Source organism: Novosphingobium sp., from assembly GCF_965214355.1.
Classification (GTDB): Bacteria; Pseudomonadota; Alphaproteobacteria; order Sphingomonadales; family Sphingomonadaceae; genus Novosphingobium.
The window spans coordinates 3071995-3088671 of sequence record NZ_CBDCBI010000002.1; the positions used below are offsets into that span (position 1 = coordinate 3071995).

Consider the following 16677-nt stretch of genomic DNA (forward strand, 5'->3'; position numbering starts at 1 on the left):
TCGTGCAGTCCAACCAATTTGGTCAATGGGCGGCCAAATTGGTTGGAGTCACGTCGCGGGGCTGGTCCAGCGTTGATCGGAAAACAAGTACGGCCGCGCTCGCGCAAGTGCGTCTTGCCAAGTGGCTAGCAAAACCTCTGGCACATTATGATTAAGCGGCTCAATTAAGCCAGCCGCCTCCAGTCTGGCGAGGTGGCTCGATCGACCCTCAACGGGATGCACAGCGTCACATAAGATCAAGCCTGAGAGTGGGAGTCCGGCGACCATTGCTTGCAAATAGGGCATCCATTCCAAATTAGGCACGGTGACCGGTTGTGCCCCTTCTGGACCATTGTCCGTGAATGATGACGCCACTGATACGAATGCCCCATCCATATCCGCATGAGCTCCGCGAACAATTTTCATTATACGATAGGTTTCAAGGTCTCTATTTGGTGACGCATCGACAACTGACCGCTCGACAATTTCAAGCGCGCGACATTCAAGACTGTCTATTAATTCGCCCGCCGTAGCAAAATAACGCGCCCATTTTTTGACATCGGCCTCAATCGAGAAGCGTTTTTTTTGATTTTTATATTCGCCCCATGCTTCTCGAAGTGCCTTTTCATCCTTTAAACGTATCGCCTTCGTATTATTCTCTGCCTCCCAGGCTAAACCTTTGGCATCAATAAATTCATCGGGAACGGCGTCACAATCGTCACGGCGCGCGTCGCGAACCGCCCATCTTTGTCCTTGAGCTACATCAGCAATGTATGCAGAGATGGCCGCGGAGGTGTTGAAGCGGCGTGCATGTTGAACAGATTCAAGCTCTTGATAGGCCATGTAACGCAGGAACAGATTGTCGCGACGTTCCGTGAGCTCGGATCTGCCCGACCCGTCCCGCTCGCGAAGGCGCGGTTTACGGCCCCCCAGATCGTTGGCCACGCTGCGCCATACCGATTGAACAAGCAAACGGCGCCAAGGGTTATGCCCAGGGCGTGCTAAATCAGCGATGTCGACTCCGACGCTGACAATTTCGGCTGCAAGCGCCCGGTCAAATTCATTGCCGTATTGTTCAAGAAGTTCGCCGACAGCGCCGATGACGGATTGGGCAGCATCCCCGCGAGGTGGAACCATCATTACCTCATAGGGTTCGGTATCGCGCCCACGGTCACCCATTTGCGCGGCTTCCGTTCATCGCCGATTCCAACTGCCCTGCCACCAGATCCGCGGCGCGCCGCAAAGAAGAGTTGTCCAAGTGCGCGTAGCGTTGGGTCGTGGCTTGGTTCGTGTGACCGAGCAATCCGCCGATGGTCGGAAGCGACAGGCCCGATTGGACTGCAACCGAAGCCAGAGAATGCCGCAGATCATGCAAACGTAGACCCGGCAACCCGGCTTGGCGCGTGGCGGCTGCCCAAGGCTTCTTGAGGTCGGCTCGGGGCATAGCAGGCGGTCGATGACCGTTTTCGCCTGGCTCAGGTATGGTTTCGGCAAAAACCGCATCTTCCGGCAAAGGCGCTTCGGCCAATCGCGCCCGCACCTCCTGCAACAACGCAACAGACGCGCCCGACAGCACTACAGACCTCGCGCCGGTTTTCGAGTCAGCAAGCCAGAGGAGACCCTTGTCAAAATCCACCTCTCGCCAAGTCAAGTGAAGTGCTTCGCGAAGGCGCAAACCCGTGAAGATTAAGAGGCGGATCGCGGCCACAGTGCTTGGATGAACGCGCGATACCCGGTTGGCTTGCGTGGCCGCGTGCTTTTTCCAGTCTGCACGCTCCTTCCAGGGAATCCCGCTGGTTTCTGCCAGCCGCAATGCCGCTGCCAACCGGTCAATTTCGGGCATGCTCAGATAGCGCTGGCGACCCTTTTCGGGGAAGAATTCCAACCCCTTGACCGGGTTTGATCCTTTGAAATCGCCGCGGCGTTCAGCCCAATTGAAAAAGCTGCGCAACAGACCGGCGGCGCGGTTCGCGCTGATGGGCTTGCCATTATCGATCCCCATCCATCGATGCAAAGATTCCACGTCACGCGTAGTGACGGCCGAAAGACGCTTCTTGGCCAGGCGCGGCAATATCCAGTTTTCCCAAAGGCCACGCTCCGATGCGAGAGTTTTTTCCTTTTTCAGCTTCTCTCGAAGCGCGCGAAACTCTGCCGCGGCTTCCCCGATCGTCGACTCTTCGCGTCGCGCCTGTGCCTCGCACGCCGGATCTCGCCCATCGACGACGGTCGCCAATTTAACCTTGGCGAGATTGCGGGCATCGCGAACCGACAGCACCCCACACAAGCCAATCTTGAGCCGCTTCTTTGCTGCGCTCCGCGGCCCGTCCCTCAGGCGATATTCAATCACAAATGACTTATGCCCGTTGGGCGTCACGCGAACGCCAAAGCCTTTCGTTTCATCATCGAAATAGACTTGCGGCTTGTCGGCTGCGGAGAGCGCCTCGACCAGTTCCTTTGTCAGTTTGACCATACCCTACCATCCCATGAGTCGCCAGCGAGTCGCCAAGGAGTCGCCATAAGCGCCGAAAGGTAGCCTAGGACAACTTATCCCTACAGCAAGCGGAATCGGTCATAGGTTGTTGATTCACAACAACTAGTTGAATGGTCACAACGGGTTGCGTGGGGTGACTTAGGGCGTTAAGGGGCACCAGTCTTCGGATTTGGGACCAGAGGGTCGTAGGTTCGAATCCTATCTCCCCGACCATCTATTCACGCACTTAGGTGTGAAATCAGCCAACCCTTCCAACACGAGAGCCGCCGAGGATGGCCCCGGCGGCTTTTTCATGCGCCAACGGGGTTCCCCGGACACACTGCGTCAGCTTGCAAAGGCCCAGCGAATGGTCTGCGCGATCATCGTTGTCGACAGGCGCGCGATCGGGCGGGACAGGCGCACGACGCCAAGACCATGCATGTCGCTGGCCCAGCGCGGCAGAATGTCGACCGCGGCGGCCATGATCATCGCCTGCACGGGCGCGGCGGCCAAAGTGTACGGCCTCTGATGCAGGACCAGCCGCGCCACCTCGCGTGTTCGCTCGTCCGCGCGCAGCTCCGGCCGCATCTGCGCGATCAGCGCCACGGCCTGCGCGCGCGTCGATGGCACGGGATCCGCGCCGAGCAGGCGAGCGATCGCGGCAAATTGCGCGAAATAGGCGTCCTGGTCGGCCAGGCTCATGTCCGGCTCGCCATACCGGATCCACGCGTCGAGAAAGCTCGTGGCTTCGGTCACATGCACCCATGCCAGCAAACGGGGGTCATTGGCGCCATAGGCCGTGCCATCGGGCATCGTTCCGGTCACGCGCGCATGCACGTCGCGCACGCGCGCCACTGCAGCCAGCGCATCCGCTTCATTGGCATACGTCGTCATCGCGATAAAACGCGCCGTTCGCCGCAACCGGCCCAGCATGTCGCCGCGAAACGTCGAATGATCCCAGATGCCGGCCAGCGCCGCCGGGTGCAGCATCTGCATCAGCAGCGCGGAAATACCGCCGACCATCATCGTCGTGACATCGCCATGCACGCGCCAGATGACCGAATCGGGCGCAAACAGCGCGCCAGGCGACCGCACGATCGGCGCGGATTGCGCGGCGCGATCGTGAAACACGGCGCGCACCCCATCGGCCAGCGCATGGCGCAGCGCAGCGGTCGGCGCCAGCCCGGCGTGTGCCATCGGCCGCTTCACCCTTCGCGCAACAGGCGCAAGGTCGCCTCGTCCGATTGCCCGCCAAACCATCGGCCAAGCCCATCATCGAAGGCGGGGCCGCCGCCGGCCATGCCGAACAGCGTGAGCGACGACCGCAATTTGATCGCATCGATCCCACCGAAGACACGCTCGGCGCTGGTCTGGCCAAGCCCCTGCAACGCGGCCACACATTCGCGCAGGCGCGGGCCCAGGACCGGATGCGCCAGATAGGCGCGCGCTTCGTCGAGCGAGGCGATCGCATAGCGGCGGGCCATGGCGCTCGATCCAAGACCCGCGATCTGCGGAAAGATGAACCACATCCAGTGGCTGCGCTTGGCGCCCTGCCCGATCTCGGCCAGCGCCGTCCGGTACGTGCCGGCCTGGGCATCGACGAAGCGCTCGAGATTCCAGTCTGCGTTCTTCAAATCCGCGCCGCTCATCGGAACAGCGGGGTGATTGCGGCAAGATCGTTCCGGATCGCCGCTGCGGCAACGCTCGCCTCGCCCATCGCGTGGCTGATCTGGTCAAGCCCCTTGGCCACGTCGCCTGCGGTATACAGCCCCGCAATCGTGGTGCGCTGGTGCTGGTCGGTCTGCAGGCACCCTTCGTCGGTCATTTCGGCCGCGACCATTTTGGCAAGGTCCGAGCGGATGACCGAGCCCATCGCGGGATAGGCGGTGTCGAATGCCAGTTCGCCGTCGGGCAGAGGCACATGGATCGTGGCCTCGCCCATCCGCAACGGCCCGCACGGCCCATCGATGATCGCGATATGAGCCTCAGCCAGGCGGCTGCGCTGCGCATCGTCAAGCGCATGCGCGCCAGCAGGCGCGATCAACGACACATCGCGGGTATACATGCGCAAGTAGATCGCCTCGTTCGTGCCCCGCTCACCCGTGCCGATGACTGCAACACGCTTGTCGGTCACTTCGTAGCCATCGCAGATCGGGCAATACCGCAGCAGTCCGCGCGAAACCGCCGAGTCGTGATCACCCTGGTCCATCGGCGGCGGATTGTTCACCACTCCGGTCGTCAGCAGGACCGTGCGGGTGGTCAACGTCTCGGCGCCGACATCGGCGGTGAAATGGTCGCCGGTTTTCACCAGCCTGTCGACCGTGCCATGCTGCACGGCCACGCCGTATTCCTGCGCCTGTTCCCGCATCCGCGCGAGCAGGTCGGTGCCGGCGATGCCGCCGGGAAAGCCGGCATGGTTTCGCGTGCGCGGGATCAGCGCGGCCCGGCTATGTCCGGCATCGACGAGCCGGATCGCCAGGTGACAGCGCGCCAGGTAGATCGACGCCGTCAACCCGGCCGGGCCGGCGCCGATGACCAGGCAATCGAGCGGCTTGGTCATGCGCATGCATCGCCGCGCAGACAATCGCGCTGATGCAGGGCATGGCCCTGCGCTGTCGTCTCATCGGTCGGGTTTTGCGCCATGTCCAACCAATGCCTGCACCAAGGCGAATGTTCCTGTGCCCACGCCGGCGCCGTCATGGCCCATCGGGCACAGAACCCCGTGGCCGTTCTGGGCAATATCCTATCACGCCCCCTGGCATAGAGCCCCCTTGACCGAGCCGTTCATGTCCGTCCGCGCACGCTGGCTGATCGGCCGCGACCGCCCCATTTCCCGGTCTCACCTGGCTGACATAGACGATCGGTCAGAATTTGATGCGAACACCGCCCTCGTACGTGGCACCATAATACTCAATCTGCTGGGTGCGGTAAGCCGCGCCGTCGTTGTAGCGCAATGGGGTGTTGAGCAGGTTCTTGGCGGCGAAAAACACTTCGTAGTGCGATCCGACCTTATAACTGCTGGTCAGATCCATAGTCAGGCGCGCCGCCTGGATGGTGTCGAGTGATTTGTCGCCATTGAGCGCGAACAGGCTGGCACTGACATATTGCGATGATAGCCGAACGCTGACCGGGCCCTTTTCATAGAACCCCGCCAGGTTCCATGTAACGTTCGATGTACCGGGAAGGCTACCGTACTGGTCGGTCCCATCGCCGCTCACGGCGGCAGCGTATTCACGGAAATGCGATTTTACCAAAGTCAGGTTGGCCTCGACACCCAGCCCGCTCAATACGCCGGGCAGAAATGCGAATTTCTGCTGATAGGCGATTTCGATGCCGCGCGCGTAAGCGCTTTCGTTGATGTACGTGACGAAATCGCCGTTTTGGCCCAGGAAAATCGGATTAGGTTGATTGACTTGCGCGCTTTTGAAAATGTAGTTTTTGAATTCCTTGTCGAACACACCGACCTGGATAATCCCGCCATGTGGCAGATAGTATTCGAGATCGAGATCGAAGTTGTTGCCGGTAGTTGGTTTCAGATTGGGATTTCCCGCTGAGTAGACCGGACGTGGTGCCGTGGTGAAATCAACCCCCGCGTTGCCACCCGCCTGGCTGAAGCCAGGCCGGGCAATACCCGTTGAATATATCGCCCGCAGCTGCAATTCGTTGCTGAATTGGTATTTTAGCTGCAGCGTTGGAAAAATATTGGTATATTTTTTGATGTTGTTGACGAACGATGTGGAGGAATTCCCCATGACGTCGGTCGTCGTGAGGTAGTTGCCATAGGTTTCGCTTGTCACCTCGACCCTGACACCGGTCAGCACGTCGAGTTTGCCATAATCGACCGTATACATCGCATACCCGGCCGTGATATTTTCCTTGTCGTTGAAATCGCGTCCAAGCGATGGAGAAAGCGTCGGAATCCCGGTGTTCACCAGATTGGCGATGGCCGCGTAATTGGCAATCGGTGAAGTCGGGTAGCGGCCATAATAGTAATTGTATGGCTGCGGCGCATTCTGGGCATAATCCGACAGCACCACGGTGGAGCCTGCAGGATAAGTGTTGAAGCCGCCAAAATCATACACGTTCTTGGTCCGGCGACGGATGCTGATTCCCGCTTTTACCGTTCCGGTACTGCCGAACAGAGCAACCGGATAGCGTGCGTTGAACACGCCGCTGTATTCGTAATCGGCGTCATGTTCGGAAAAAGAGGACAGCGCAACTTTGCCATTTGCGCCGCCATATTGCGAGGTGTCGAAAGAATTGAACGGCACGGTCAGTGCGGCGTCCTGAAAAAACTGGTAATAGAACCGTTTTGGATCGGCGGTGTTGTTGTAACGGCCGTAATACGTATCCGAACCATAAAAGCGCGCTTCGTTGTAATAACCTTCGTTATATGTCGCGCGCGAATAGGCCGCGCGATAATCGATTTGCAGGTCACCAAATCTGTCTTCACCGCCTGCTGCGGCGACAGTGTTACGGTGAGTTTCCTGAAGATTGACAATATCAATCTGGGGCTGAAAACGGTCGACGACATAGCCCTGGGCGTCCGGTGCCGACGGATTGCCATCGAAATTCGCGTAGAAGTGGTCCTTCAAAGCACGTTCGATATACCCGGCAACATCGACCCGCGCGTAATAGTGGTGATCGGCACTCGGTGCGTAATCGAGTTCACCGCCATAGCCAAAGCGGCGCCGGTCATAGTCATAGCGCCGGAAATCGGCGCGACCAAGTACCCGGTCGAGCGGAGCGCCGCAACTGGTGCCGCCGTTCACGCCGCAAGCGCCGTCATTGGCATAGCTCGGCTCGGTATCATCGACGCCGCGGTTGTCGTCCTTGCGCGAACCGGTCAGGACAAACGAAAAGTCACCCATTTTCGCGCCGACCGCAATGCTGCCGGTATAAGGGCCGGCATGGTGATGCAGGGGTTCATATCCGGCACCCAGTTCGATCTCGACGAACGGCTTGGTAATGTTCCGAGCGGTGCGCGGAGTCAGGTCAATCTGACCACCCAGGCCTTCGGCTTCACGGTCGGGCGACAGCGTCTTGTAAACGACGATTCCGTCAATCGCGCCTGTCGGCACGGTATCGAATTCAACCGCACGGCCCGAACCCGATGCTGCGGTCCCGGCCGGAAACGTGTTCAACAACACAACCCCGCCATATGTTGCGCCGTTGAGATTGGCGTCAATGCCGCGAATGTTGACAAAGCGTCCTTCGCCGGTGTCGGTCGACAGAGAAATGCCGGGAATTCTGCCCAACGCTTCGGCTGCATTGAAATCGGGATATTTCTTGATCGTTTCGATCGACTGGATGTTGACTAACACCGGTGCAATTTTCTGGGTAGCGCGCGAAGCGTCCTCCTGCCGGGAGGCGGTGACCACAATCGTCTCTGCCTGATCGTTATCAGCTTTTTCCGGCGCTTTGCCGGCAGCATCGGCGGCAGCATCAGCGGCATAGCCAGATTGCGGCACCATCAGGCACAGCGCTAACACCGATGCAGAAACGAGCTTCAACGATTTCGATGTCATGAGGTGCCCCCGTTAATTACTACTTGGCCCCCGCGCCTCGCACCGTTTCGCGACGTCAATGTTACAGTGTCGGCGTCGCGCATTTGTTGTCGTGGTCGTTTGTCGCGCTTGCACGCCACGCCGCCGGCCTGGCAAATCGCCGACCCGTGGCATGGCGATCGACGACATCAAACGTCCTCAATTGCCAACTCGACACGTGATTTGAGATCATAAAATATGTTTTAAAACCAATTAGTTGATATCATTTTACCGTTTCACAGTAGCGAATTCGCGGCTTTGCCTGCCCGCCGCGCAGCGGTCGCACGACGTGGTCCAGCTCGCCGAGGGAGCGATTACGCATCGTACCAAACGGCCCGTAGTTCGTTATGGCCGGGTCAAATATTGGGAAAATATAATGTCATAATCAGTCGCCGTTCTACCGGCATGTTACTGTCGACAGTGCTGCGGTCGCTTGGTGAATTGACGTGGTCAGACACCGATTCAGCCCAACCCTGGCCGAATAGCCCTGGGACAAACGCCGTCGTCAATGCGCCTGCCGTGCCGCGCGTTGCGGCACCAGCACGATCAGCAGGACGATCGCCGCGGTCAGCGCGACCGAAGCCAACGGCCGGCTGAACGACAGGCCGCCCTTGGCGATGGGTTTGTCGAGAAAATCGCCGACGGTCGCGCCCAGCGGACGGGTCAGGATGAACGCTGCCCAGAACAGCAACACATGCGAAACGCGCGTCCAGACGTACAGCGCCGCAATCACCGCAATCGCGGCGCCAAACAGCAGCGCGCCTCCTGCATAGCCAGGCCCGCTGTCGGCGACCCAATCACCCAGCGCAGTACCCAAAGTTTGTGAGAAAGTGATCGTCACCCAATAAAACACTTCTTGCCGGCGCCCGACGATCGAATTGACCGAAACCGTGCCCAGCGTGCGATACCATACGTAAAGCGACAAAAGGACGCAGACGGCAAGGATGATTGCCCCGCCCGCATAGCCGATGCCGAGCGAGCGATCGGCAAAATCGGCAAGTGTTGTCCCGGCGGTGGTCGAGGCGATGATCGTGCCCCAATAGAGCCAGGGGTGGAATCGCCTTGCCCTCACCTGAAAAAACACCAGCGCCGCCAGCACCGCAAAAAAGATCAGGCTGCCGACCAGATAACCGTTTATCGGCGATTGCGCCGCGCCGGGCGTGGTTTCGCCCAGCCAAGACATCGACACTGCATCGCCACCGGTTTCACCAAGCGTGGTGGCCAATATCTTGATGATCCAGAATCCCAGCGTCAACGCCGGAACTTTGGTGATCGCGTCACGCTCGGTCGCATCCATCATACACCGTTACTCTGGTTTGCGGGGTAAAAGGTAAGCGCGGCGATCAGGCCCGGTTTGGCGTCATCGAGCACCAACTGCCCGCCATGACGATGCGCCACGGCGTCGACCAGGGTCAGCCCGAGGCCAAAGCCGGGCCGCGATCGCGTGGGATCAAGCCGTTCAAACCGTCGCAACACGCGGTCGCGGTCGGCTGCGGCAATGCCCGGGCCATCGTCCTGCACCGACAGAACAATCGCGTCGGGGCCGTGGCGCAGCATGATCATCAGCTTGCTGTTCGCGGGCGTATGGCAAATGGCATTTTCGACCAGATTGGACAGCGCCTGGGCCAGGAGTTCGCGCGTCCCCGTCAGGGTCACGCCAGGCTCGATCCGCCATTCCAGCGTTCGCCCCCCGGCCAGGATTGCCGGTTCATAGCTTTCTGCCAGTTCGACCGCCAGCGCCGACAGATCGACGCTGCCGATCGGGATGGCCACCCCGCTTTCCACTTCGCTGACATGCAAGATTGCGGCAAATAGCGCGAGCACTTCGTCCAGTTGGCCAAGTGCGAAGGTTATCGAACCCTGTGCCTGGGCAAGGTCACCAGCATTGCGGGCGGATTCGAGGCGGTGACGCAGCCGGGTCAACGGCGTCCGCAGATCGTGCGCAATTGCACCGGAAACCTGCCGCAAATTCTCGATCAGGTTCGCGATCCGCGCCAGCATGTGGTTGAGGCTGGCAGCAAGCGTGTCGAACTCATCGCCATGGGGACCAACCGGCATCCTTCCGGAGACTGCGCCTGCGGCAATCGCCTCTGCCGACGCCGCCAGCCGGCCCAGCCGGTTGCGCAGCAAGGTGCTGAACAGCAGTGCCCCGCCAGCACCGAGCAAAACCACACCCAGCAGCGCCAGTCCGAACGCGGTCAGCAATGTCTGGTCGATCATCTCGATCTGCTCGCGATCGACCGCCACCGCCAGGCGCAACCCCTTGCCCAGATCGGACGTCACGGCACGTGCAACATCGTCGCCCTCCACCGGGTCGATGAAGCGGATGTCGCCACGGCCGGGCACGGGCTCTGCGGCCACCATCCGCCCGGCAATCCGCGTACCTTGCGCACCATAAAGCGCATAAAGCGGCGCCTGTAACTGATGGAGCGCCTCGCGCGTAGCGATGGCTTCGCGCAGTTCGGGCAATCCACCACTACGATAGTCCTGCGTCAGGGTCGCCGCTTCATCCGCCAGCCGCACATCGATCTGCCGCACAAACGCAACGTGCATCGACCAGAACGTGGCCGCGCCGAGCACGATAACCCCCAGCGCCATGCAGGCCGAATACGCCAGCGACAGGCGCAATGCGGCGCTGCGCCGCCATACGTTGATCGTGAATGTCAAGCAACCGGTCCAGGCGGTCGCATCCGGTAGCCGGCTCCGCGCACGGTTTCGATCATATCGCCATCGCGGTTTTCGTTGAGCTTTGTCCGCAACCGGCTCATGTGCGATTCAACGATGTTGGTCTGCGGGTCGAAGTGATATTCCCAGATCCTTTCCAGCAGCATGGTGCGTGTGACAATCCGGCCTTCGGCGCGAAGGAGCTGTTCCAGCAGCTCGAATTCGCGCGGCTGAAGCAGGATGGAGATGTCATCGCGCGTTACCCGGCGGCGGATGAGATCCATCTGGAGCGGCCCCCACGCCAGTGTGGTGTGGGGCGCATCGCTGATCGGCGCACGCCGCGACAGCGCCTGGATCCGCGCGGTTAGCTCAGCAAAAGCAAACGGCTTGACCAGATAATCGTCCGCACCCGCATCCAGCCCATCAACCCGATCCTCGATCCGGCCCAGCGCTGTCAGCAGCAGGACCGGTACCATCACGCGACTGGAACGCAGCGCGCGCAACACGGCCAGGCCGTCATGCACGGGCAGCAAACGATCGAGCACAATAACATCGTGCGCGTTCGCCTCACCCAACCGTATCGCCTCTGCGCCGTCGGCAGCGATAATCACCAAATGACCGAGTTCGCGCAATCTGACGGCAATGAATGTCGCCATCTCGGCATCATCTTCGGCGATCAGGATGCGCATTTGGCGCGCCACGAAACGTCGTGCCCGCAAAGATGAGATTGCCGGCATCTGCCTGCGAAATGCAGTTTGACATACTCAGCGCGACGCATTCAGTTTGTCGGCCCCAGCACGACGATGTGAAAGCTGCCAGGTTCCATCGTTTCGCGTTTGCCGGGTTCGGTGGCCGGTACGAAGCCGGCGGCCGGTAGATAAACATGGCCGGTAGCGGGATCAAATGCCGCCGTGCGGGCGCTGCGCTCGGTCGGCACCGCCGTTTCCACAACCGGACGACGGCCGATCAGGCGAATGACGGAAAGCGTCCCGGTTTTGCCGCACGGGACCAGGAAGCGGCTCCGGGCTGCATCCCAGATCACGGTATCGGGGCCATCGCCGATCGGCAGTAGCGCCACAACGCGCCGCGCGCGCAAATCGACCAGCGCCGCCTTGCCATTGGCGCACGAACTCAGCGCCAGACCGGTGGTCGCATCATAGGCCAGCCCGGTGGGTGCCGTGCAGCCGTTCAGAGCAAGGCTGCCAGCCGGCTTGCGCGAAGTAAGGTTGGCGAATTCGATTTCATTGGCTGCCTCGTTGTTGACCGCCAGCAATCCTGGCGTGACCAGCACCGGCACTTCGAGCGCCGGTTTTAACGGAATGCGGCCGATCTCGGTGTAGTTCACCAGATCGAGGATTGAAATTGCGCCGGCGTCCGCCGCCATGACATAGGCTCTTCGCCCGCTCGCCGAAAGGATTACGGCATCAGGGTCTTTGGCTACGGGTATCGCCGCAAGCTGCGCGCCGGTGGTTTCATCGATCACGCGCGCGGTGTTGTCCTTGGCGCTGGTAACCAGCAAGGTGTTGGTGCCGGGTATGGCGACCACGCCGTGCGCGCCGGCAATCGAACCAACCGCATGCACCGCGTTGCCATGCGCAGGATCGATGACGAGCACATCCTTGCCGTGCGCAACCAGCACCAGATGGTGAATGGCATCCCAGCTCGCAAAATCCCAGCGATCGTCTGGCGCCGCAATGGGATTGCGTTTTTCAAACCCCGGTCCGGCTGGTGCCGACAGGGCCGGCTGTGCAAAAAGAGCAGTGCCAAGACAGAACATCGCCAACTTGAGTTTCATGACCATACCTTCTTGCCAATTTCGCCCGACCTGCGACCGCGCAGCCATCGCACGCACTGCACAGAGTGCAACTTGTGAAATCCCAACCTTGCAGGACACCAACTTGGCCAAGATGTTCATGTTCCAGCCGATGCCCGATCCATCACATCGGTTGCCTTGCGCGAAAGTAACAGAATGAGCATCGGCAGTGCGGTCACGACGAGCGGCGCCCCGACCACCAGCCCGAAAATGATGGCAGTCGCCAACGGCCTTTGCAGGCCAGACCCGCGCCCCATTCCCAGCGCCAGCGGCGCCAGCGTCAGGATCGCAATCAAGGCAGACATGACGATAGGGCGGAGCCTTGCCTTGCCGGCAATCACCAGGTTGCTCGCCCCGATCGGGTCGTCCATGTTCAGTTCCGCGAGGTAGAAAATTGCCAGTTCGGTGATCATTCCGACCACCATCGTCAGGCCCATCAGCGCAGAAATGTCGAGTTCGGTGCCGGTCAGCCACAATCCGCTAAAGACCGCAGCGACGGACAGCAACACAGTGGCGAGCACAGCAATAGTGAACGCCCAACGCTCGAACAGGACTGTCAGCAAGAGCGCCGAGAGCAACAATGCCGCGACAAAGACTGTTGTCAAATCGGCAAATGACTGCTGTTGCTGCGCATAAAGGCCGCCGTAATCCACGCGCACCGATGGCGGCAATTTCAGCCCCGAAACCGCTGCCTTGACCGCCTGAACTGCCGATCCGAGGTCCTTGCCTTCGAGCCGGGCAGTGATCGGAATGAATGGAGCCAGATCCTCCCGCGTGATCTGGCGTTGTCCCGCGGCGACGCCGATCGACGCAATCGAACTGAGCGCCATCAGATGGCCATCGGGAGAACGGATCGTCATCCTGCCCAGCGCGCTGGTGTCCTGTCGCAGGTCCTGCGGCAGCCGCACCCGGATATCGATCAGTTGCTCGCCTGCGAGAATCTGGGTTGCCACGCTTCCGCCAAGCTGGTTGTCGACCTGCCTGGCAACCAGATCGGGGTCGACGCCGGCCTGCTCGGCGGCGGACCGGTCCACTTTGATAATGATGGCATCGCCCGCCACACGCAGCCCGCTGGCAACCTCGCCGATACCGTCGATTTTGGTCATCGCGGCCAGCACTTTTGCCGCGGAATCGGTCAAAACCTGCGGATCGTCAGAAAACAGCTTGACCTCGATCGGTTGCGGGACCGCTGTCAGGTCACCGATCAGGTCCTCCATCAGTTGCGCGGTTTCGATTTCCAGTCCCGGCACCGTCGCCTGAATCTTGCCCCGGATTTCGGTCATGACTTCGTCGATATCGCGCCGTGAACCACCTTTCAGCCGGATGAAGAAATCGCCCTCATCAGCTTCGGACAGACCGCCACCAAGTTGAACGCCCGTCCGGCGGGAATAGCTGAGCACTTCGGGGGTCTGGCGAACGATCGTTTCGACCTGGCGCAACAACCGGTCGGTATCGCTCAGCGCCGCCCCGGGCTTGGCCTTGTAATCCAGGATAAACCCGCCTTCATCCATTTTCGGCATGAATCCGGATTGAAGGTGTATCCATGCCAATGATCCGCACACCACCAGAATGACCGCCCCGACGAGCAGCACCCGGACCGGACGCGCGAACACCACCCCAGCCAGCCGGCCGTATCCTTCGATCATCGGCCCGGTATAGCGATGAGCCTTGTCCGCAGCCTTGGCGTCGTTCAGAGTCAGCCAGCGATCGGCCACCAACGGCAAGACATAGCGCGCATAGACAAGCGACACCGCCAATGCCGCAACCATCGTCACCGCAAGCGCCTTGAAAAACCCGCCGGAAACACCCGATACGAAAGCCAGCGGCACGAACACGACAATCGTAGCCATTGTGGACCCGAGCAGCGGCCGCGCCATTTCGCGCGCCGCAGACAGCATCGAGGGCCGCTGGTCTTTGCCCTCGGCTTCTTGCAGTCGGCGCATCAGATGTTCGAGCATGACCACGGCATCATCGACGACGAGCCCGACCGCTGCGGCCATTCCGCCCAGCGTCATCATGTTGAAACTCATGTGCAGGGCATAAAGCGCAAGGCAGGTTGCCGCCAGAACCGCAGGCAGCAGCACCGCTGTAATCACCATCAGGCGCCAACTGCGCAAAAACAGGAACAGCACAACCGCCGCCAGCAGCGCGCCCAGCAGGATTGCATCGCGAACAGCACCAGCCGCACCGCTGACCAGTTCCGACTGGTCGTAAAATGTGCTGACTTTGACATCGGCGGGCAACGCGACATCCTTGAGCCGCGCCTGCACGTGTTCAACGAGGGCGACCGCATCCGCATTGGGTGTCTGGCGGATATTGATCAGCACCGCACTTTGCCCGTCTGCAGACACTTTCTTCCACACGGGCGCGGGCGCGCGCCGGATCGTCGCAATCTCGCCCAAAGTCGCAACGCCAGCGCCCGGCGTGGCGCCGGCCTTTATCGGAATTCTGGCAACGTCCGCCTCGTTCGACAGACGATCCTCGACCAGCGCAAGATACAACCGGTGGCGGTCTTCGATCCGTCCGACAGCAGCAACGGTGTTGGCACTCCCGATCGCGGTGGTCACGTCGGTCATGGTCAAGCCAAGCGTCCTGATCCGGGCAGGATCGATCTCGACCTCGATTTCCGGAGCCGCACCGCCGACGATATCGACCCCGGCGACCCCGGTGACGGCAGAAAGCGCCGGCCGCAGCCGCAATTGCGCAAGTTGCGCCAGCGCGACACCGTCGCGTTTGTCCGACGTCAGAGATATGCCCAGAACCGGAAAGATGGTCGGATCGGACCGCCGGACGTTGAACCGTGTGCCCACGGGCAGATCCGGCAGTATCGTGGCCAGCGCGCCCTGGGTGGCGGTCGTCGCCGCCACCATGTCATCGCCCCAGTTGAAGCCGAGCGCGATTTCCGCCGAACCCCGGCTGGTGGTGGACCGTATGGTCGTGACGCCGGGAATGGCGCGCAGCGCGATCTCGGCGGGACGGGTGATGATCGCGGCCATCTGTTCCGGATCACGCTCACCAGCGTCGATCGACACCACGACACGCGGATAATCGACGTGCGGAAACAGGGACACTGGCAAGCGGATCGCAGCGACCAGGCCGGCCAGCGTGATCAAAAAGACGCTCAGCCAGATCGATCGGGCATGGCGCTGCATCACGTCTTTCATCGAGCGGCGCCGGCTTCGGTCACTTTCATGCCGTCCTCAAGCGCAGTGCCACCCTCGACGACCAGCTTTTCGCCCGCAGCAAGCCCGTCGAGAATCTGAATGCGATCGCCCGAGGAATTGCCCGGCTGCACTTCGACTTTTTTGGCGACGCCATGCTGCACGACGAAAACGAAGCTTTTTCCGCCGTCGTCGAGCAGCGCCGCATAGGGAATACTGATACCGGCGCGGGCGGTGCCGAGCTCGATTTTTGCACGCAACGGTTCGCCGATGCCCCATTGCACCCGTGCGGGCAACCGCACAAACACCGATGCCTGCCGGGTTGCGGGATCAACTTGCGGATCGACCCCTGCTACGGTCGCCGTCACATCGGCTCCGCCACTGCCGGCTGAAATGCGGATCGGCTGTCCCTGATGGATTTGGCGTGCCAGCGCAGGATCAGCGCCGAAGCGCGCGCGCAGATCGACCGACGCGCCGATTGTTGCCAAAGTCGCACCCGCTGCAATCTGATCGCCAGGGCGGGCCGTCAGTCCCTGAACCGTGCCGCGCAACGGTGCGCGCAGAACGCCGCCGCCGCCAGCCAGCCGCAGATTGCGGCGCACCGCGCTGGCCGTTGACTGCGCGCTGCGTGCGGTTTCGACATCGGCGTCGCTGACCAGACCATCACTGCGCAAGCGCACGGCGCGCTGATACGCAGCCGTGGTTGTCGCAAGGTCGATGCCCGCGCGGGCGAGTTCCGTTTGGCCGGCGGGGCTTGGTCGCAGAACCGCGATGACCTGGCCTGCCTTTACCGACGTGCCGTTGGGCGCTTCGATGGCCGTGACGATCGCTTCGGCGGGCGCCACGATGGCATGCGCGCTGCCCGGCCCGGCTTCGACTGCGCCAGCGACTTGCACATCGTGGGCGATCGATCGCGATTCCGACAGGGCGGTGCGAACCCGCGCGGTGGGCTCGGTATGTTGCGCCTGATCGGGCGCAGCCCCGCCACAGCCGGAAAGGCCGCAACCAGACATCAGCGCCAGAACAACGAAACCTGCCATATTC

Annotated in this window: 12 protein-coding genes; all 12 read right to left on the reverse strand. The window is 61.1% G+C overall.

Going from position 1 to position 16677, the window contains the following annotated elements; genetic code table 11:
• Positions 1-48: 48 nt before the first annotated feature.
• Entirely contained in the window at positions 49-1158 is a 1110-nt protein-coding gene (locus ACOOE2_RS14360; protein ID WP_420383668.1) for a hypothetical protein, read from the reverse strand.
• The gene (locus ACOOE2_RS14365) at positions 1151-2449 is read right to left on the reverse strand and encodes a tyrosine-type recombinase/integrase (protein ID WP_420383669.1); all 1299 of its coding nucleotides are present in this window, start codon (positions 2447-2449) and stop codon (positions 1151-1153) included. The genes ACOOE2_RS14360 and ACOOE2_RS14365 overlap by 8 nt, the downstream gene beginning before the upstream one ends.
• A 345-nt stretch (positions 2450-2794) precedes the next feature.
• A complete protein-coding gene (locus ACOOE2_RS14370; protein WP_420383670.1) occupies positions 2795-3646 on the reverse strand; it encodes an oxygenase MpaB family protein in 852 nt (283 codons plus the stop codon).
• 8 nt (positions 3647-3654) lie between these two features.
• Positions 3655-4098: a DUF1810 domain-containing protein gene (locus ACOOE2_RS14375; RefSeq protein WP_420383671.1), complete on the reverse strand. Its 444-nt coding sequence runs from the start codon at positions 4096-4098 to the stop codon at positions 3655-3657.
• The gene (locus ACOOE2_RS14380; RefSeq protein ID WP_420383672.1) at positions 4095-5009 is read right to left on the reverse strand and encodes an NAD(P)/FAD-dependent oxidoreductase; all 915 of its coding nucleotides are present in this window, start codon (positions 5007-5009) and stop codon (positions 4095-4097) included. The genes ACOOE2_RS14375 and ACOOE2_RS14380 overlap by 4 nt, the downstream gene beginning before the upstream one ends.
• A gap of 304 nt (positions 5010-5313) precedes the next feature.
• Positions 5314-7977 carry a TonB-dependent receptor gene (locus tag ACOOE2_RS14385; protein ID WP_420383673.1) on the reverse strand — a complete coding sequence of 888 codons (2664 nt, stop codon included), beginning with the start codon at positions 7975-7977 and terminating at the stop codon, positions 5314-5316.
• 523 nt (positions 7978-8500) lie between these two features.
• Positions 8501-9292, reverse strand: coding sequence for a hypothetical protein (locus tag ACOOE2_RS14390; protein WP_420384622.1), 792 nt, complete (start codon positions 9290-9292; stop codon positions 8501-8503).
• Positions 9292-10662 (reverse strand): ATP-binding protein, encoded by a 1371-nt coding sequence (locus tag ACOOE2_RS14395; protein ID WP_420383674.1) that lies wholly within the window; start codon positions 10660-10662, stop codon positions 9292-9294. The genes ACOOE2_RS14390 and ACOOE2_RS14395 overlap by 1 nt, the downstream gene beginning before the upstream one ends.
• Entirely contained in the window at positions 10659-11348 is a 690-nt protein-coding gene (locus ACOOE2_RS14400) for a response regulator transcription factor (RefSeq protein ID WP_420383675.1), read from the reverse strand. Before ACOOE2_RS14400 ends, ACOOE2_RS14395 begins: the two co-directional genes overlap by 4 nt.
• Before the next feature lie 89 nt (positions 11349-11437).
• Positions 11438-12454, reverse strand: coding sequence for a YncE family protein (locus tag ACOOE2_RS14405; RefSeq protein ID WP_420383676.1), 1017 nt, complete (start codon positions 12452-12454; stop codon positions 11438-11440).
• 116 nt (positions 12455-12570) lie between these two features.
• On the reverse strand, positions 12571-15636 hold the full coding sequence (locus tag ACOOE2_RS14410; protein WP_420383677.1) for an efflux RND transporter permease subunit: 3066 nt from the start codon (positions 15634-15636) through the stop codon (positions 12571-12573).
• On the reverse strand, positions 15633-16673 hold the full coding sequence (locus ACOOE2_RS14415; protein WP_420383678.1) for an efflux RND transporter periplasmic adaptor subunit: 1041 nt from the start codon (positions 16671-16673) through the stop codon (positions 15633-15635). Before ACOOE2_RS14415 ends, ACOOE2_RS14410 begins: the two co-directional genes overlap by 4 nt.
• Between the last annotated feature and the right edge of the window lie 4 nt (positions 16674-16677).